17 protein-coding genes and 1 tRNA gene are annotated in these 16,015 nt (G+C 65.8%); 10 read left to right on the forward strand and 8 right to left on the reverse strand.

Annotated features, from left to right (window positions below; all coding sequences use genetic code 11):
* Positions 1-14 precede the first annotated feature (14 nt).
* The 4 genes from pgaB to ABD022_RS06035 all read left to right on the forward strand — a co-directional run bounded on the left by pgaB (position 15) and on the right by ABD022_RS06035 (position 4,818).
* Positions 15-2,036: a poly-beta-1,6-N-acetyl-D-glucosamine N-deacetylase PgaB gene (gene pgaB / locus ABD022_RS06020; protein WP_343820461.1), complete on the forward strand. Its 2,022-nt coding sequence runs from the start codon at positions 15-17 to the stop codon at positions 2,034-2,036.
* 12 nt (positions 2,037-2,048) lie between these two features.
* A complete protein-coding gene (gene pgaC / locus ABD022_RS06025; protein ID WP_325126798.1) occupies positions 2,049-3,383 on the forward strand; it encodes a poly-beta-1,6-N-acetyl-D-glucosamine synthase in 1,335 nt (444 codons plus the stop codon).
* Positions 3,380-3,838, forward strand: coding sequence for a poly-beta-1,6-N-acetyl-D-glucosamine biosynthesis protein PgaD (gene pgaD / locus ABD022_RS06030; RefSeq protein ID WP_325126797.1), 459 nt, complete (start codon positions 3,380-3,382; stop codon positions 3,836-3,838). The genes pgaC and pgaD overlap by 4 nt, the downstream gene beginning before the upstream one ends.
* 137 nt (positions 3,839-3,975) lie before the next feature.
* Positions 3,976-4,818, forward strand: a complete 843-nt coding sequence (locus ABD022_RS06035; RefSeq protein ID WP_325126795.1) for a response regulator transcription factor — start codon at positions 3,976-3,978, stop codon at positions 4,816-4,818.
* On the opposite strand, the gene ABD022_RS06040 is transcribed toward ABD022_RS06035, so the two are convergent.
* From ABD022_RS06040 to ABD022_RS06050, 3 genes are all read right to left on the reverse strand, one after another.
* Positions 4,815-5,525 carry a cellulose synthase operon protein YhjQ/BcsQ gene (locus ABD022_RS06040; protein ID WP_325126793.1) on the reverse strand — a complete coding sequence of 237 codons (711 nt, stop codon included), beginning with the start codon at positions 5,523-5,525 and terminating at the stop codon, positions 4,815-4,817. The two genes, ABD022_RS06035 and ABD022_RS06040, sit on opposite strands and share 4 nt — an antisense overlap.
* Entirely contained in the window at positions 5,522-5,719 is a 198-nt protein-coding gene (locus tag ABD022_RS06045) for a hypothetical protein (protein ID WP_343820464.1), read from the reverse strand. The genes ABD022_RS06040 and ABD022_RS06045 overlap by 4 nt, the downstream gene beginning before the upstream one ends.
* A 162-nt stretch (positions 5,720-5,881) precedes the next feature.
* On the reverse strand, positions 5,882-6,658 hold the full coding sequence (locus ABD022_RS06050) for an enoyl-CoA hydratase (protein ID WP_325126789.1): 777 nt from the start codon (positions 6,656-6,658) through the stop codon (positions 5,882-5,884).
* Positions 6,659-6,684: 26 nt separating this feature from the next.
* On the opposite strand from ABD022_RS06050, the gene ABD022_RS06055 reads away from it, so the two are divergent.
* The 4 genes from ABD022_RS06055 to ABD022_RS06070 are packed head-to-tail and all read left to right on the forward strand — an operon-like array spanning position 6,685 to position 10,726.
* Positions 6,685-8,490, forward strand: coding sequence for a M61 family metallopeptidase (locus ABD022_RS06055; RefSeq protein WP_343820465.1), 1,806 nt, complete (start codon positions 6,685-6,687; stop codon positions 8,488-8,490).
* Positions 8,487-8,843: a dihydroneopterin aldolase gene (locus ABD022_RS06060; protein WP_325126785.1), complete on the forward strand. Its 357-nt coding sequence runs from the start codon at positions 8,487-8,489 to the stop codon at positions 8,841-8,843. The genes ABD022_RS06055 and ABD022_RS06060 overlap by 4 nt, the downstream gene beginning before the upstream one ends.
* Before the next feature lie 13 nt (positions 8,844-8,856).
* Positions 8,857-9,867: a tRNA 2-thiocytidine(32) synthetase TtcA gene (gene ttcA / locus ABD022_RS06065; RefSeq protein ID WP_414647479.1), complete on the forward strand. Its 1,011-nt coding sequence runs from the start codon at positions 8,857-8,859 to the stop codon at positions 9,865-9,867.
* A 7-nt stretch (positions 9,868-9,874) separates the two neighbouring features.
* The gene (locus ABD022_RS06070) at positions 9,875-10,726 is read left to right on the forward strand and encodes an Lnb N-terminal periplasmic domain-containing protein (RefSeq protein ID WP_343820466.1); all 852 of its coding nucleotides are present in this window, start codon (positions 9,875-9,877) and stop codon (positions 10,724-10,726) included.
* An 18-nt stretch (positions 10,727-10,744) separates the two neighbouring features.
* On the opposite strand, the gene ABD022_RS06075 is transcribed toward ABD022_RS06070, so the two are convergent.
* Positions 10,745-11,659: a LysR family transcriptional regulator gene (locus ABD022_RS06075; RefSeq protein WP_325126766.1), complete on the reverse strand. Its 915-nt coding sequence runs from the start codon at positions 11,657-11,659 to the stop codon at positions 10,745-10,747.
* A 218-nt stretch (positions 11,660-11,877) separates the two neighbouring features.
* Here ABD022_RS06075 and ABD022_RS06080 point away from each other — a divergent pair, with 218 nt between their 5' ends.
* Together ABD022_RS06080 and ABD022_RS06085 are read left to right on the forward strand one after the other, a co-directional pair.
* The gene (locus tag ABD022_RS06080; RefSeq protein ID WP_325126764.1) at positions 11,878-12,252 is read left to right on the forward strand and encodes a DUF4148 domain-containing protein; all 375 of its coding nucleotides are present in this window, start codon (positions 11,878-11,880) and stop codon (positions 12,250-12,252) included.
* Between the two features lie 261 nt (positions 12,253-12,513).
* A complete protein-coding gene (locus tag ABD022_RS06085) occupies positions 12,514-13,704 on the forward strand; it encodes an ISL3 family transposase (RefSeq protein ID WP_343820468.1) in 1,191 nt (396 codons plus the stop codon).
* A 67-nt stretch (positions 13,705-13,771) separates the two neighbouring features.
* Here the strand turns inward: ABD022_RS06085 and ABD022_RS06090 are convergent.
* The 4 genes from ABD022_RS06090 to ABD022_RS06105 form a co-directional block, all read right to left on the reverse strand.
* Positions 13,772-13,846 (reverse strand) — tRNA-Val (locus tag ABD022_RS06090).
* A 109-nt stretch (positions 13,847-13,955) separates the two neighbouring features.
* Positions 13,956-14,705 (reverse strand): DNA polymerase III subunit epsilon, encoded by a 750-nt coding sequence (dnaQ, locus tag ABD022_RS06095; protein ID WP_343820469.1) that lies wholly within the window; start codon positions 14,703-14,705, stop codon positions 13,956-13,958.
* 43 nt (positions 14,706-14,748) lie between these two features.
* On the reverse strand, positions 14,749-15,237 hold the full coding sequence (gene rnhA, locus ABD022_RS06100; protein WP_325126760.1) for a ribonuclease HI: 489 nt from the start codon (positions 15,235-15,237) through the stop codon (positions 14,749-14,751).
* Entirely contained in the window at positions 15,230-16,000 is a 771-nt protein-coding gene (locus tag ABD022_RS06105) for a class I SAM-dependent methyltransferase (RefSeq protein WP_414647478.1), read from the reverse strand. Before ABD022_RS06105 ends, rnhA begins: the two co-directional genes overlap by 8 nt.
* Between the last annotated feature and the right edge of the window lie 15 nt (positions 16,001-16,015).

Raw genomic sequence — 16,015 nt, forward strand, 5'->3', positions numbered from 1 at the left:
AACCGGAGCGATCCATGCCACGCGTTCATGTCTCCGTCTTTCAATGCATCGCGCTCGCCTGCTGCCTGCTCCTGAGCGCCTGCGCCGGTAGCGCACCCCGGCTCACGCCGGTGAACGAGCGGCCCGTGCCTGCGCTGGACCAGCCCTGGCCGAAGAACCATGTCCTCATCCTGGCCTACCACGACATCGAGGACACCGATCCCGACCAGCGCTTCCTGTCGGTCCGGACCGATCTCTTCGTCGCGCAGATGGAATGGCTGAAGACGCACGGCTACCAGGCCGTCTCGGTGGACCAGATACTGCAGGCGCATGACGGCGGGGCGCCGTTGCCCGAAAAAGCGGTACTGCTGACCTTCGACGACGGCTACCGCAGCTTCTACAACCGCGCGTTTCCCATTCTGAAGGCCATGAACTGGCCCGCGGTCTGGGCGCCCGTGGGCAAATGGCTGGACACCCCGGCAACCGAACCCGTCATGTTCGGCACGATCCGCGTCCCCAGGGAACGGTTCGCCACCTGGGACGAGGTCACACGCGTCGCGGCATCGGGCCTGGTGGAGATCGCCTCTCATACGGATGACCTGCATCACGGCATCATCGCCAACCCCCAGGGCAATATGGAGCCGGCCGCCGCCACGCACCGCTACGATCCCGCGACGCAGACCTACGAAAGCAACACGGCCTATCGCCAGCGGATCGACACCGACGTGCAAAACATCACGCACAAGATCGGGAAAGCAGCCGGCAAGTCTCCCCGGGTATGGATCTGGCCGTACGGCGCCGCCAGCGGCGAGGCAATGGGCATCATCCAGCAGCACGGCTACCGGATCGGCCTGACCCTGAACGACGGCCTGGCCAGCACGGATCACCTGAGCGCCATGCCGCGCCTGCTCATCAACGGCTCACCCGACATGGAAGCGTTTGCCCGGTCCGTGCTCGCCCTGGAGTCGCGGGGAATCCAGCGGGTCGCCCAGGTCGACCTCGATTACGTCTACGATCCCGATCCCCTGCAGATGGATCGGAACCTGGGCACACTGGTGCAGCGCATCGCCGATCTCGAGATCAGCACGGTCTACCTGCAGGCCTTCGCCGACCCGGAGGGCGACGGCCTCGCCCGCGCGGTCTACTTTCCCAACCGCTGGCTGCCGGTGCGGGCCGACCTGTTCAACCGGGCGGTCTGGCAGCTCAGGACCCGCGCCCATGTCGAGGTCTACGCCTGGATGCCCGTCCTGAGTTTCGACCTGCCCGACGGCATCGCACGGATTGACCGATGGAACCCGGCCGACGCGGCCGCCCCGGCACAGCCGGATCCGGGTCAATATCGCCGGCTGTCTCCGTTCGACTCCCAGGCGCGCCAGGCCATCACCGAGCTCTACGAGGACATGGCGCGCAGCGCGCCGGTGGACGGCATCCTCTTCCATGACGATGCAATCCTGAGCGACTACGAGGATGCGAGCCCGCCCGCGCTCGCCGCCTACCGTGCCGCGGGCCTGCCGGATTCGATCGCAGCGCTGCGCGCCGATCCGGACACATGGCAACGCTGGACGCGCTTCAAGAGCCGCAGCCTGATCGAGCTGACGGAGCAGCTGGCGGCGCATGTCCGCGCCATCCGCGGCATCCAGGTCAAAACGGCCCGCAACATCTATGCCGAGCCGATCCTGAACCCGGCCAGCGAAGCCTGGTTCGCGCAAAACCTGGACGATTTCCTCGCGGCCTATGACTGGACCGTGCCCATGGCGATGCCGCTGATGGAGCGGGTTCCCGCCGCGCGGGCCGATGCCTGGCTCGACCGCCTGGTCGCAACGGTCCGGCAGCGCCCGGAGGCGCTGGAGCGCACCGTGTTCGAACTCCAGACACGCGACTGGAACCGGCCGGGCAGCCCCCACGTGAGCGGCTCGGTCCTGGCCGGATGGATGCAGCGCCTGCAACGCGCCGGTGCCCCGAATTTCGGCTACTACCCGGACGATTTCGCGCAGGATCGGCCGAAACTCGAAACCATCCGGCCCGCGATCTCGACGGCCTGGTATCCCCACCGCTGAGGAGAAGCTGCGATGACGGACCGACTGCTCGCCTTCCTGATCCTGTGCCTGGTCGCCGGCGCGCCCGTGGGCGCTGCCCTGCTGTGGACGGGCAACCTGATCCTGGACTTCGTCTTCTTCTACCCCCTGTTCATGTCGGGCCTGTGGATGTTCGGCGGGCTGTACTACTGGCTGCACTGGGAACGGCGCTGGCCCTGGGGGCCCGGAACCCCCCCTCCTTACCTGCCGGGACTGCCCTGGATTTCCATCCTGATCCCTTGCCACAATGAGGTCCAGCACGGCGCCGACACCGTGCTGTCGGCCCTGGGCCAACGCTATCCACGGATAGAAGTGCTCGCCATCGACGATGGCTCCACAGACGGCACGGGCGACATGCTGGACCAACTGGCCGAGTCCCACCCGCGGCTGCGCGTGATCCACCTTGCCCGCAATCAGGGCAAGGCAATGGCCTTGCGCATGGGCGCACTGGCGGCCCGGGGCGAATATCTGGTCTGCATCGACGGCGACGCCATCCTGGAACGCGATGCAGCAGCCTACCTGGTGGCGCCCATGGTCCGCCACCCGCGGGTCGGCGCAGTCACCGGCAACCCGCGCGTGCGCACCCGGTCCACGCTGATCGGCCGCGTCCAGGTCGGCGAATTCTCTTCCATCGTGGGCCTGATCAAGCGCACCCAGCGCGTCTACGGCCAGGTGTTCACCGTATCCGGGGTGGTGGCAGCCTTCCGGCGCAAGGCGCTGGATCGGGTCGGCTACTGGAGCCTGGACATGGTGACCGAGGACATCGACATCAGCTGGAAGCTGCAGCGCGACCACTGGTCGATCTTCTTCGAGCCGCGCGCCCTGTGCTGGATCCTGATGCCCGAAACGCTGCGCGGCCTGTGGAAGCAGCGGCTGCGTTGGGCGCAGGGCGGTGCCGAGGTCTTCCTGAAGAATCTCCCCGGCATCCGGGCCTGGCATTACCACCGCCTCTGGCCGATGGCGCTGGAATACTGCATCTCGACGGTCTGGTCCTTCGCCCTGGCATTGTCCCTGGTGCTGTGGGGGGCCGGCCTGCTGGTGCAGCTGCCCGACCGCATCCAGGTCGAGACACTGATGCCGCCCGCCTTTACCGGCATGGTGCTGGCCGTGGCCTGCCTGCTGCAGTTCTGCATCAGCATCTTCATCGACCACCGCTACGAGCGCGGCCTGTTTCGCTCGCTGTACTGGGTGATCTGGTATCCCCTGGCCTACTGGCTGATCAGCCTGCTCACCACGCTGTGGGCCTTTCCCCGCGTCATGCTCAGGCGCCACCGCGCCAGGGCCCGCTGGGAAAGTCCCGACCGCGGCATCAAGGCGCCCACACCATGATGATCGTCAAAACCCCCCGCTCCACCCTCGTAGCCGCACTCGACTGCCTGCTCACGGCGCTGGCCTGGGCCGCATTCTGTTTCCTGTTTGCATCCGGCGTCCAATCCCTGCTGGTGGGCCCGGCGCCTGCAGCCGACCCCGTCGTGTCCAGGCTGCTGCCCGATGCGCAGGCTCTGCTGGCGTACACGCTGGTGGCGGCCTGGATCGGGCTGCTGCTGGCCGCCTGGGCCTGCTACAACGCCGTGCGCTTCAGCGGCATCGACCGGCGCAAGCCCCTGGGCGACACGCTGCCCGCCGAGATGGCGAGCCACTTCGGCATCAGCCCCATGCAGCTCCAGGTTCTGCGGTCCAGCCGGACGATCCTGTTCCACCATACCGATGAAGGCAGGATCAGCATGATCGACTTTGCCCATGACGCAGATGCCGTCTGCGATTCAATACAAATGAAACAATGATGCACATAGAATGATCATGAACAGAAAAATAAGTCACAAATGGCAAATCAAGGATTGCCAAAACGTACGTAGACATAAAAAATGAACATCTGCCGCACATTTTGTGCGGCCCGGGGTTCTGAGAAAGGAGCTTCACAATGGTGAACGTCACTGTAGTGGAGCCCAACGCACTGTCGCGCATGGGCCTCTTGACGCTGCTGAGGACGCTGGATTGCGGTCTTGCCACAACCGGTATCGATTATTCACAGCTCTTTCACGGCACGCCCCGACGGGCCAGCATCGACCTGATGCTGCTGTCGGTGCCGGACACCTACGACCGGATGATCGAACTGGTCACGGCAGCACAGGAACACTACGCGCCGCGCCGTATCCTGCTGCTGTCCGAAGCTCCGACACTGCCCTATTCGCTGCTCAAGCTGCCCCCCATGCTGGCCGGATACATTTCCAAGCTTGCCTCGCAGGAAGTGCTGAAGACCTCCATCATGCTCGTCCTGGCCGGCGGCAGCTGTTTCCCGCCCCCCGACATGCGCGACGATGCGCAGCAGCAAGAAAACCACGAGCCGCCCAGGCGGCGCTGGTACGACCGGCAGGCTCCGCCCTGTGCAATCCAGGACGAACCGCCACGCCCCGACAACCTGCTGCATCTTCCGAAGGCCGCGCCCATGCCGGCCGCGCCGCAGGGCGAGGACCAGGCGCTCACCCAGGAACTCATTTCCCGGGAAGCCGGCCTGCTTCGACTGACACCCCGCCAGTACGAAGTGCTGGTGCTCCTGGCCAAGGGCTACCCGCTGAAAAAGATCAGCCGGGAACTGAACATCTCGGTGGCCACCGCCAAAACCCACACCGAAGCACTCTACCAGCGCCTGTCGGTCAACAGCCGCAACGCGGCGGTCTACGCTGCCGTGTCGCGCGGCGCGACATTGGGTTGGCACGACCCGGCGACGCAGAGCGCCACCTTGCACAGCGATACGGCCGCCTAGACAGGCGACAGACACCATTGCGCAATCGACCGGGCAGCCCGGCTCGCGGCGGCATCTGGCCGGTAGCGCGTGATCGGCTGCTTGCACGCCAGTGCCTCGTGCAGGCGCTCGTCGCGGCAGATGGCCTGCGGCAGCACGCGCGCGCCGTAGTGGTGACGCCAGTCCCGCACGATGGCGCGTTCCAGCGGACGGGACGGATCATAATCATTGACCAGCAGATGGCTGCTGACGTCGAGCCCGATCTGTGCCAGCAGCACATGCGCGGCGACGTCCGGGCGGGCGATCAGCACGTCCAGCGTGCTGTGGAATCTCAGGCCGGGCACCGGACGACCGGGGTAGGACGGGCAATCGAACAGCACCCAGTCGAAATCCCCCGCCAGGCTGGGCAGGGCGCGCACCCAGAAGTCATCGCCATGCAGCAAGGGCGACACCCCGGCATCTTCGACGGCCGCACGCCCGAAAGGCACCAGCATCAGGCCGGGCGCCAGTTCGAACGCCTGGCGCCGCCACTCGAAGGGAAATCCGGCGGCGACCCAGCCATGCTCGTCCCCATGCGCGACATCGAAATGCAGGCGCAGCAGGTCCGAAGCGTTCAGGTCCACCAGCAGCACCCGCTGGCCCAGCCCGTGCAGGGCATCTCCCAGCATCCCCGCAATCGTCGTGGTGCCTCCGCCGCCGCGCACGCCCGTCAAGGTCAGGATGTTCATTGCGGCACATCCGGGCGATCGCCCCGGGTGGACGAAGCCCGCCGGTGCCAGGCCAGGTAGCGATCCATCTCGGCAAGCAGCGGCCAATGCGCCAGCGCCTTCTGGAACGCCCTGCGGTCTGCCACGGTCCGATCGACCACGCGCGAAGAGGCCGCGGCATCGCCGCGGCCATGTGTCGGTTGCGCTTCAGCCATCGCGCCCTCCCTCCGTAACCAGGATCAGAACATTCACAACATTCTGTATCTGATGACGATAAGGACTTTCCAGCCTACCCGTAAGGGACGAATGGCTGATCGGCCATTCGGACTAGACCATCCATCCGCAGGATGGCCAGTCCGGGGCGAGCCGATGGCGCGCTAGCGGTGCTTGAATTCCGGCTTGCGCTTTTCCACGAAGGCGCGCATGCCTTCCTTCTGGTCCTCGGTGGAGAACAGGGCATGGAAATTGCGCCGTTCGAACAGCAGCCCTTCGTCCAGCGAGGCCTCGTAGGCGCGATTGACGCATTCCTTGGCCATCATCACGGCAGGCAGGGACATCGAGGCGATCGTCCCGGCGGCTTCGAGCGCCTCGTCCAGCAGGCGTTCGACCGGCACGACGCGGGACACCAGCCCGGCGCGTTCGGCCTCGGCGGCATCCATCATGCGGGCCGTCAGCACCAGGTCCATGGCCTTGGCCTTGCCCACCGCGCGCGGCAGCCGCTGGGTGCCGCCATAGCCGGGAATGACGCCCAGCTTGATTTCCGGCTGGCCGAACTTGGCGTTTTCGGCGGCGATGATGAAATCGCACAGCATGGCCAGTTCGCAGCCCCCGCCCAGCGCATAGCCCGACACGGCCGCGATGATGGGCTTGCGGATGCGGCGCAGCGCGTCCCAGTTGCCGCCCAGGTAGTCGGCCTTGTAGACGTCCATGTAGGTCCAGTCGGACATGGCGGAGATGTCCGCCCCGGCGGCAAAGGCCTTCTGGCTGCCTGTCAGCACCATGGCGCCGATGCCGTCGTCGGCCTCGAAGGCGCGCACGGCGGCCGACAACTCATCGATGACCTCGTTGCTCAGGGCGTTCAGGACCTGCGGGCGGTTCAGGGTCAGCAGGCCGACACGCCCCCTGACTTCGACCTTGACGAACGATTCGCTCATGGTGCCTCCAAAGTAAACTATCGAACATGAATGATGAACAGATGATCCGATACAGGGTATCCCTGGCCGATCCGGCCGGACACCGCTATGCCATCCGCCTGACGGTTCCGTGCCCCGATCCGGCCGGACAGAGCCTGCGCCTGCCCGCCTGGATTCCCGGCAGCTACCTGATCCGTGATTTTGCCCGACAGATCGAAACTTTGCAGGTTTCTTCCGGCGGATCGCCGGTCGCCGTGCGCAAGACCGACAGCCACACCTGGCGCTGCGCCCCCTGCGCCGGGCCGCTGACCGTGGACTATCAGGTCTACGCCTGGGACCTGTCCGTGCGCGGCGCGCATTTCGACGAAAGCCACGCCTTCTTCAACGGCTGCAGCCTGTTCCTGGCGGTGGTCGGCCAGGAATCGCAACCCTGCCTGCTGGATCTGCGGCCGCCCGCCCACGCGCGCGGCTGGCAGGTCTACACCAGCCTGCCGCCGGCCGCCGGTCATCCGGAAGCGGCCGCCCTGCGCGGTTTCGGCCTCTATCGGGCCCGCGACTACGACGCGCTGATCGACCACCCCGTCGAGATCGGCACCCCCCAGTGCATCAGCTTCGAGACCCACGGAGCGGTCCACGACCTGGTGTTCACCGGGCGGATTCCCGGCCTGGACCTGGAACGCATCGCCGCCGATGCGCAGAAGATCTGCGCGGCCCAGATCGAGCTGTTCGAGCCTGCCACCCGACGCGCACCGTTCCTGGACAGCGCGGAGCGCTATGTCTTCCTGGTGACGGTCACGGGCGATGGCTACGGCGGCCTGGAACATCGCGCCTCGACGGCCCTGATCACCCGCCGCGCCGACCTGCCCGCGCAGGGCCGCGAAGCCCCCGAGGGCTACGTGACCTTCCTCGGCCTGCTCAGCCACGAATACTTCCATACCTGGAACGTCAAGCGCATCAAGCCCGCCGCCTTCGCCCCCTACGACCTGAGCCGCCCGAACCATACGAAACTGCTGTGGGTGTTCGAAGGCTTCACGTCCTATTACGACGATCTGATGCTGCTGCGCGCCGGCGTGATCGACGAGCCCGCCTACCTGAAACTGGTCGGCCGCACGCTGGACCAGGTGCTGCGCGCCGGAGGCCGCCTGAAGCAATCCGTGGCCGAAAGCTCCTTCGATGCCTGGACGCGCTACTACAAGCAGGACGAAAACTCGCCCAACGCCCTGGTCAGCTACTACACCAAGGGCGCGCTGGTCGCCTTGGGGCTGGACCTGGAAATCCGCCGCCAGTCCGGTGGGACACGCAGCCTGGACGATGTGATGCGCCTGCTGTGGCGACGCTACGGCCGCGACTTCTACCAGGGCCGCCCGCGGGGCGTGGCCGAAGACGCCATGCCCGGCCTGATCCACGCCGCCACCGGGGCCGACGTGGGCGACTTCATCGCCCGCCATGCCCTGGGTTGCGAGGACGTGCCCCTGAAGGCCGCCCTGGCGCGCGCCGGCATCGAGCTGTCCGTGCAACCCGACAGCACGCGGCCCACGCTGGACGTACGCACGCAGGCCGATCCGGCAGGCCTGCGCCTGGCAACCGTCTACGAGCATGGCCCCGCGCACCGCGCCGGCCTGTCGGCCGGCGACCTGCTGATCGCCGCCGACGGATTGCGCATCACCGATGCCGCCGGCCTGGACCGCCTGCTGGATGCGCGACGCCCCGGCGAACGCCTGACCCTGCATGTCTTCCGGCGCGACGAACTGCGCCAGTACACGGTACGGCTGGGCAAGCCGGCCGCCCTGCGCCACCAGCTGAAGCGGGTCGCTCACCCGGGGCCGGCCCGCGCCGCCACGGGGAACACATGAACACCCGGCGCGTGATCCTGGACGAACTGCGCGTCCAGGCGCCGATCGGGATGCTGGATCACGAGCGCCGCGCCGCGCAGCCGCTGGTGATCCGGGCAGAATTCGACACCGACGCCTCGCGCCCCGTGGACGATGCCGACATCGGCTCGGTGCTGGACTACCGCCTGCTGCGTGCCGCCCTGATCGAGGAAGCCACCCGCTCCCACACCGATTTGCTGGAAACCCTGGTGGACCGCACGCTGGACCGCATCCTGCGCGATTTCCCCGGCGTGCTGGGCGTTAAAATCCGCATCTGCAAACCGGCGGCCTTCGACGACTGCACCGTCTGTGTAGAACAATCCCGCCGCCGCTGAATCCGTCCCATCCATGAACACTTCCCTTCCGGTGCCGCCCGAGGCGGCCCTCGACACCGACCCGGCCTCTGCCCCTGCAGCGCACCCGCAACGCCGCAGCGTCAACGAGAACAAACTCGTCAAGCGGCTGCTGCGCGAAACCGGCAAGGCGATCAGCGACTACGGCATGATCGAGGACGGCGACCGCGTCATGGTCTGCCTGTCGGGCGGCAAGGACTCCTACGGTCTGCTCGACATCCTGCTCACCCTGCGCGAGCGCGCGCCCATCGATTTCGAGATCATCGCCGTCAACCTGGACCAGAAGCAGCCCGGGTTCCCGGAGCATGTCCTGCCCGACTACCTGAGCGCGCGCGGCATACCGTTCCACATCGAGAACCAGGACACCTACTCGGTCGTCAAGCGGCTGATCCCCGAAGGCAAGACCACCTGCTCTCTGTGCTCGCGCCTGCGGCGCGGCATCCTGTACCGCGTCGCCCGCGAACTGGGGGCCACCAAGATCGCCCTGGGCCACCACCGCAACGACATCCTGGCAACCTTCTTCCTGAACCTGTTCTACGGCGGGCGCATGAAGGCCATGCCGCCCAAGCTGGTGTCCGACAACGGCGAGCACGTCATCATCCGGCCGCTGGCCTACGTGCGCGAGAAAGACCTGGCCGCCTACGCCAAGCTGCGTGAATTCCCGATCATCCCCTGCAATCTGTGCGGCTCCCAGGAAAACCTGAAGCGCAAGGAAGTGGGCCGCATGCTGGAAGAATGGGACCGCCACTTCACCAACCGCACCTGGAACATCTTCCGCGCCCTGTCGCACGTGGTGCCCTCGCACCTGATGGACCCCGCGCTGATGGATTTCGCCAACCTGCGCCCCACGGGTAGGGCCGATGCCGACGGCGACCGCGCCTTCGACGAGGAAGACTTCCCCATGCCCGCCTTCTCCGAGGACGAAGACGACGAGACCCTGGTGGCGGATGGCCCGGCCGAACAGGTGATCGTCCGTCCGCGCGTGCGCGGGCCGGACGCGTCCTAGGACCACCATGGTCCGCTGGGTTCTCGCCGCCTGCGTCCTGGCACTCATCGTGCTGGCGTTCTGGTGGCTGAGCCTGAAGCCATCGAACGACCGCGACTGGGCCGACGAGGTCTCCCGCCCCCTGCGCGGCAGCGTGCAAGGGGCCTTGGTCACACTGCACGATATCCGGGACTTCGACTGGCGCAGCGACACCGACTACACCGCGCGCTGGCACGACGGCACCTACGACCTGGACACCCTGACCTCAGTGGACATGGCGCTGTCCTACTGGATGGGACCGGCCATCGCGCATACCCTGGTGTCCTTCGGCTTCGAGGACGGACGCCACGTCGTGTTCTCCGTCGAGGTCCGCAGGGAACGCGACGAGGCGTTTTCTTCCCTGGGCGGCTTCTTCAAGCAATTCGAGCTGGCCATCGTGGCCGCCGAAGAGCGCGACATCCTGTACGTGCGCGCCGGCCCCCGGGGCGAGCAGGTTTTCCTGTATCCGGTCCGGATGCCCGTGCCGGCCATGCGCGCCCTGTTCAAGTCCTATGTGGCGCGCGCCAACCAGCTCACGATCGAGCCGCGCTTCTACCACACGCTGACGGCCAACTGCACCACGCTGGTCTACGACATGGTCCGCCCGCTGGTTCCCGGCCTGCCGCTGGACATCCGCCTGATCCTGTCGGGCTACCTGCCCGAATACCTGTATGGCCACGGCGGCCTGGACACGAGCCTGCCGCTGGATGTCCTGCGGGCCCGCGCCGACATCACGCGCCGCGCTTCACACCCGGGACCCGCCCTGGAATTCTCGCAACGCATCCGCACGCCGGAACCGGGCACCACGCATCAGCAGGACCCGGCCGCGCAGCGGCCCTAGCTGCACCCGCGCGGGACTTCACCCGGCCGGAAAGCGCGGGTTGCCCATCAGCAGGGGCACGCCTGCCAGTTGTTCCTTGACGAAATCGATGAAGACCCGCGCCCGGGCCGGCATCATGCGGGATGGAAACAGGGCCGCCATCGGGATGGGGGCGAACGACCACTCCGGCAGCACGCGCACCAGGCTGCCGCCCGTCATGGCCTGGATGGACAGGGGCACGATGCCCATGCCCAATTCGCCCATGCGGCGCAGCATCAGCACCTGGTTCAGCGCGATCCTGCCCTTGACCCGAACCTGCCGTTCCTTGCCGTCCTCGGAGAACAGCCTCCAGAGCGAATCCCCTCGTTCGGTGCTGGAGCGCAGGCACTCATGGCGGTCCAGATCCTCCGGCCGTTCAGGGATGCCCCGTGCATCCAGGTATTCGCGCGATGCGAACAGGCCCAGGACCAGGGTGCCCAGCAGCCGCGACACGATGCCGGAATCGGGCGGCTCCCCGATCCGGATCACCACATCGTAGGGATCCGACAGCAGATTGATCGGGCGCACGCTGAGATCGTATTCACATTCGATTTCCGGATAGCGCATGGAAAACTCCCGCAAGGCATCCGAGAGCAGCGACATGGCCAGCGTGGACGGCATCGACACCTTCAGGCGCCCCCGCGGGCTGCCTGCCTCGTCCATCAGCATTTCATGGGCGAGCCGGGCTTCTTCCACGATGTGCCGGCAGCGCGCGAAATAAGCGGCGCCCGCCTCGGTCAGGCTCACCTTGCGGGTGGAGCGGTTCAGCAGCCGCACGCCTATCGACTTTTCCAGGGCGGAGATCCGCCGCGAGACGGTGGAGGCCGGCATGTCCAGCACGTCGCCTGCGCGCGTAAAGCTGCTGCCGCGCGCCACTTCCACGAACAGCTCGATATCGTTCAACGAAGGAGACATGGCTTCTTTCCTGGGCGAGGCCCTGAGACCGGGCATGGCATTGTCCCGCATTCCGGGACGCATTGCCTTCAACAATGGAAAACTGAATTCACTTCCAACCTATTTATTGCAGAGCAGCAACGGCGGAGAATACGTTTCACAGGGGCAGGACATAGCGCGCAAAACGGAAAGCCCGCAGCGCCCTGCCTCATTTAACACTTTGATTGAAGGAAACCATCATGAAAGTCACCGCTACCCTCGCCGCTCTCACGCTCGGCCTGGCCTCCGCCGGCCTGGCCCAGGCAGCCGATCTGACCCGCGCCGAAGTCGTCCAGCAACTGCACGAAGCCCAGGCCCAGGGGCTCGTGACCATCGGCGAACACGGGAACTACCCGGTCGAAAGCACGCCCAGCACCCTGAGCCGCGCGGAAGTGGTCAATGCCCTGCGCCTGGCCCAGGCCCAGGGCCAGGTCGAGTTCGGTGAACAGGCGGACTACCCCCTGATCGGCTCCGAAAGCGCCTCCAGGACACGCGCCGAGGTCCTGGCCGAACTGGCCGCCGCGCGCGCCGACGGCTCGCTGATCATCGGCGAAAACGAGCACTATCCGCTGTAATCCCCGGCCACCCCAAGGCGGCGCCCCGCGCCCCTGCAGCCGGTCTGTCCGCCCCGCCCGCCGCCTTCGTACGGTGCACGGGGCGGCGTCGGATGGTGTGATGCACCGTACTTGATGAGTGCCCTTCCCCCGATTATGGGGAAGAGCCAAGAGCCGTTGCGAAGCATGCGGGAAGAGGCTCTTCATCATAAAAGGGGGACAAGCGGTACTCATCATTAAACTTGTTGTTGCGACGAACAGGAATAATGAGAGGAAATACCGATGTCCCCAGTTGATTCTATCTTAGGCTTTGGCGGCTTGGCGATTGAACGCGTTCAGCGTCGAGAGGACATTCACGTGTGGGCCAAGCCTAAGCACCGTCCGGCATGTGTGTACTGCAACGAGACCGCAGTACGGATCAAGGCCACGTACCTGCGCACAGTCAAGCACACCCGTGTGGGCGACCGTTTAATGGTGCTGCACTTGAGGGTGCCTAAGTATCACTGCAAACAGTGCAATCGGTTCTTCCGTCATCGATTCCCTGGCATTCGCCCGCGTTATCGAGCCACCGAGTCGTATCGGCTGGAGGTCTTTGAGGCGCATGAGGGCGGTGTCAGTCAAAAGCGCCTGACCAGGACTCACAGGATCGGCAGCGCGACGGTTGAGCGCTGGTATCAGTCGTATGTGCGCCGTCGCGTCTCCGAGCTCTCGGGCAGGAGCTGCCCTCAGGTGCTGGGTATCGATGAGCACTTCTTTACGCGCAAGCGAGGCTACGCGACCACGCTGGTCGATCTGAAGAACCACAAGGTGTTCGACGTGGTGTTAGGGCGTTCTGAGCCGAGTCTACGCAGCTATCTGAAGCGTTTGCCAGGCAAGGAGAACGTGCGCGTTATCGTGATGGACTTATCGGAGACCTATCGCCGCATTGCCCAGCAGTACTTCCCTAACGCCATGATCGTGGCTGATCGATTCCATGTGGTGCGTCTGGTGAATCAGCACTTTTTGAAACTGTGGCAGCAACATGATCCCGAAGGGCGAAAGAACCGAGGTTTACTGAGCTTGATGCGCCGGCATCACTGGAAGCTCTCTGCGGTGCAGAAAGAGCGCCTGCATCAGTATCTGGCCCAGTCACCGACCCTTCAGGCGTTGTACTTCGCCAAGCAGCAATTGAATGGGTTTCTAGGGATGAAGAGCTTGAAGCGAAAGCGAGCCCGGCGGATGTTGCCACAGTTCCTTGCACTGATCGCACAGTTCGAGCAAAGCCCGGCCAGAGCGCTGGCGGCCACATTAAAATCCTGGCTAGAACCCATCGTCAGGATGTGGCGCTTCACCAAGTCCAACGGCATCACAGAGGGCTTCCATACCAAGATGGAAATGATCTCGCGCCGGGCGTATGGGTTTAGGAACTTTGAAAATTACCGGCTTAGGGTCTTGGCCCTGTGCGGTTGGGATGGTGTGATGCACCGTACTTGATGAGTGCCCTTCCCCCGATTATGGGGAAGAGCCCGGGAAGATGGGGTGAACCGCGAGAGGATGCGGATGGTGGGCGGTACTGGGTTCGAACCAGTGACCCCTGCCGTGTGAAGGCAGTGCTCTACCACTGAGCTAACCGCCCAATCGGGCCGTTCAGGAATTGCGCGTGACGCGCGGGAACAGCCGACTGGAAAGACGGCAATTATACATGGTTTTTACGGATGCGGCAGACGCGGGGCCTGCCTGCCGCATCAACCCGCCGCCTCATCCAGCTGGGCCGCCTCGGGATGCTCGATCTGCCGCCACAGGCAAGGCTTGCCCGCAGCCTTGTCGAGCCCGTCGAGGTAGGCCTCGTGGGCCTGCAGGGCCTGTTCGTCGATCTGGATGACCGGCAGGCGGGACGCATCGAACCGGCCCAGCGCGCCGGCCGCGCTGGCGCCGGCCCCGCCCGACGCATCGTCGGCGGCTTCGTCCAGCAGGGAATCCTGGCCGCGCGTCATGGCCAGCCACACCTCGCCCAGCAATTCCGAGTCGAGCAAGGCGCCATGCAGCGTCCGGTGCGCGTTGGAAATGCCGAACCGCTCGCACAGTGCGTCCAGGTTGTTGCGCTTGCCCGGGAACATCTCGCGGGCCACCATCAGCGAATCGGTGATCTTGGCGCACAGCTCGGTGAAAGGCGGCAGGTTGGCGCGGCGCAGTTCGGCGTTGAGAAACTTCACGTCGAAGGCCGCGTTGTGGATGATCACCTCGGCGTCTCGCACGAAATCCACCAGCTGCTGGGCGACTTCCGGGAAACGCGGATGGCCGGACAGGAACTCGGTCGTCAGGCCGTGCACCTGCAGCGCCTCGGGATCGCTGTCGCGGTCCGGGTTCAGGTACAGGTGCAGGTGGCGGTCGGTGACCCGCCGGTTGAGGATCTCGACGCAGGCCAGTTCCACCACACGGTGGCCCTGCTCGGGCTCCAGGCCCGTGGTTTCGGTATCCAGAATGATTTGGCGCATGGGGTTCCTTGCCGGCCTTCAGGGGCCGGCCATATGGCGAAATTCAGAGAGTGCGTGTGCCCTGCGGGTCTTCGACGCCGAGATTGGCCAGGGCATCCGCCCGCTCGTTGCCCGGGTCGCCGGCATGGCCCTTGACCCACCGCCAGTGTAATTCATGCCCGGCCGCCAGCTCGTCCAGGATCCGCCACAGGTCGGCGTTCTTCACCGGCTTCTTGTCGGCCGTACGCCAGCCGCGCCGCTTCCAGTTGGGCAGCCATTCGGTCATGCCTTTCTGGACGTAGGAGGAATCGGTATGCACCGTCACCACGCAGCGGCGCTTGAGCGCCCGCAGGGCCTGGATCACGGCCATCAGCTCCATGCGGTTGTTGGTCGTGTCCGGCTCGCCGCCGTGCAGGGATTTTTCGTGCGGTCCCTGGCGCAGCAGCACCCCCCAACCGCCGGGGCCGGGATTGCCCTTGCAGGCGCCGTCGGTCCAGGCATCCACCCGGGGGCCGGCGCCATTGTTCTTCAGACCGTCCGAGGGGTCAGACATGTGTATCCTCATTGATGCGGTTGGCAACGGGGGCCACTGCGCCACGGCGCACGCGGCGGCGGCGCGACTGGCGCCAGGCCGGCCCCACCAGGCGCATGCCCGCCACCCGCTTGACCGCCGCAATCGCGTACACGGCGCCGCCGGCGGGCCACCAGCGGTCGCCCGCATGCTCCATGAAGCGCCAGCGATGCAGCCAGGCCTGGGTGGAGCACAGGGGGGCATAGCAGCCGAAACGGCCCCGGTCTAATTCGAAGGACAGCAGCCTGAACCAGTCCTTCAGGCGTGCCGGCGAGACCTGGGACGGCACCGACACCGGCAGGCGCAAGTCCAGTCCCGGCAGGGATTCGCGCAGGCCCCACAGGCTGTATGGATTGAAGCCCGTGAGCACCACGCGGCCCTCGGGCATCAGCACCCGCTCGACCTCGCGCAGCACCTGGTGCGGATCCGCGCACCATTCCAGGGTGTGCGGCATGACGATCAGGTCGATGCTCTGCGTGTCGAAAGGCAATTGCTCGGGTTCGCAGACCAGGCGTCCGGCCCGCGTCCCGAAAGGTGCGCTGGGGCTATGTGCCCAGGCCTTGTAGGGAATGCGGTTGGCCTGCAGCAGGTTCCAGTGCGGCAGCCCGATTTGTATGGCATGATAACCGAACGCATTGCTGACCATGGCATCGACCTGGCGCTGTTCCCAGGCGCGCACGTACCGCCCCGCCGGGGTTTCCAGCCATTCGGCCAATTCGATCGGCATTTCGCGCTGCGGTGCCACCCTGACTCCCTTGCC

Source organism: Castellaniella daejeonensis (genome assembly GCF_039523555.1).
GTDB lineage: Bacteria > Pseudomonadota > Gammaproteobacteria > Burkholderiales > Burkholderiaceae_B > Castellaniella > Castellaniella daejeonensis.

Excerpts from the sequence above, each read along its gene's own strand:
- pgaB (WP_343820461.1), top strand. The coding sequence starts at position 15 with ATGCCACGCGTTCATGTCTCCGTCTTTCAATGCATCGCGCTCGCCTGC.
- pgaC (WP_325126798.1), top strand. The coding sequence starts at position 2,049 with ATGACGGACCGACTGCTCGCCTTCCTGATCCTGTGCCTGGTCGCCGGC.
- pgaD (WP_325126797.1), top strand. The coding sequence starts at position 3,380 with ATGATGATCGTCAAAACCCCCCGCTCCACCCTCGTAGCCGCACTCGAC.
- ABD022_RS06035 (WP_325126795.1), top strand. The coding sequence starts at position 3,976 with ATGGTGAACGTCACTGTAGTGGAGCCCAACGCACTGTCGCGCATGGGC.
- ABD022_RS06040 (WP_325126793.1), bottom strand. The coding sequence starts at position 5,525 with ATGAACATCCTGACCTTGACGGGCGTGCGCGGCGGCGGAGGCACCACG.
- ABD022_RS06045 (WP_343820464.1), bottom strand. The coding sequence starts at position 5,719 with ATGGCTGAAGCGCAACCGACACATGGCCGCGGCGATGCCGCGGCCTCT.
- ABD022_RS06050 (WP_325126789.1), bottom strand. The coding sequence starts at position 6,658 with ATGAGCGAATCGTTCGTCAAGGTCGAAGTCAGGGGGCGTGTCGGCCTG.
- ABD022_RS06055 (WP_343820465.1), top strand. The coding sequence starts at position 6,685 with ATGAATGATGAACAGATGATCCGATACAGGGTATCCCTGGCCGATCCG.
- ABD022_RS06060 (WP_325126785.1), top strand. The coding sequence starts at position 8,487 with ATGAACACCCGGCGCGTGATCCTGGACGAACTGCGCGTCCAGGCGCCG.
- ttcA (WP_414647479.1), top strand. The coding sequence starts at position 8,857 with ATGAACACTTCCCTTCCGGTGCCGCCCGAGGCGGCCCTCGACACCGAC.
- ABD022_RS06070 (WP_343820466.1), top strand. The coding sequence starts at position 9,875 with ATGGTCCGCTGGGTTCTCGCCGCCTGCGTCCTGGCACTCATCGTGCTG.
- ABD022_RS06075 (WP_325126766.1), bottom strand. The coding sequence starts at position 11,659 with ATGTCTCCTTCGTTGAACGATATCGAGCTGTTCGTGGAAGTGGCGCGC.
- ABD022_RS06080 (WP_325126764.1), top strand. The coding sequence starts at position 11,878 with ATGAAAGTCACCGCTACCCTCGCCGCTCTCACGCTCGGCCTGGCCTCC.
- ABD022_RS06085 (WP_343820468.1), top strand. The coding sequence starts at position 12,514 with ATGTCCCCAGTTGATTCTATCTTAGGCTTTGGCGGCTTGGCGATTGAA.
- dnaQ (WP_343820469.1), bottom strand. The coding sequence starts at position 14,705 with ATGCGCCAAATCATTCTGGATACCGAAACCACGGGCCTGGAGCCCGAG.
- rnhA (WP_325126760.1), bottom strand. The coding sequence starts at position 15,237 with ATGTCTGACCCCTCGGACGGTCTGAAGAACAATGGCGCCGGCCCCCGG.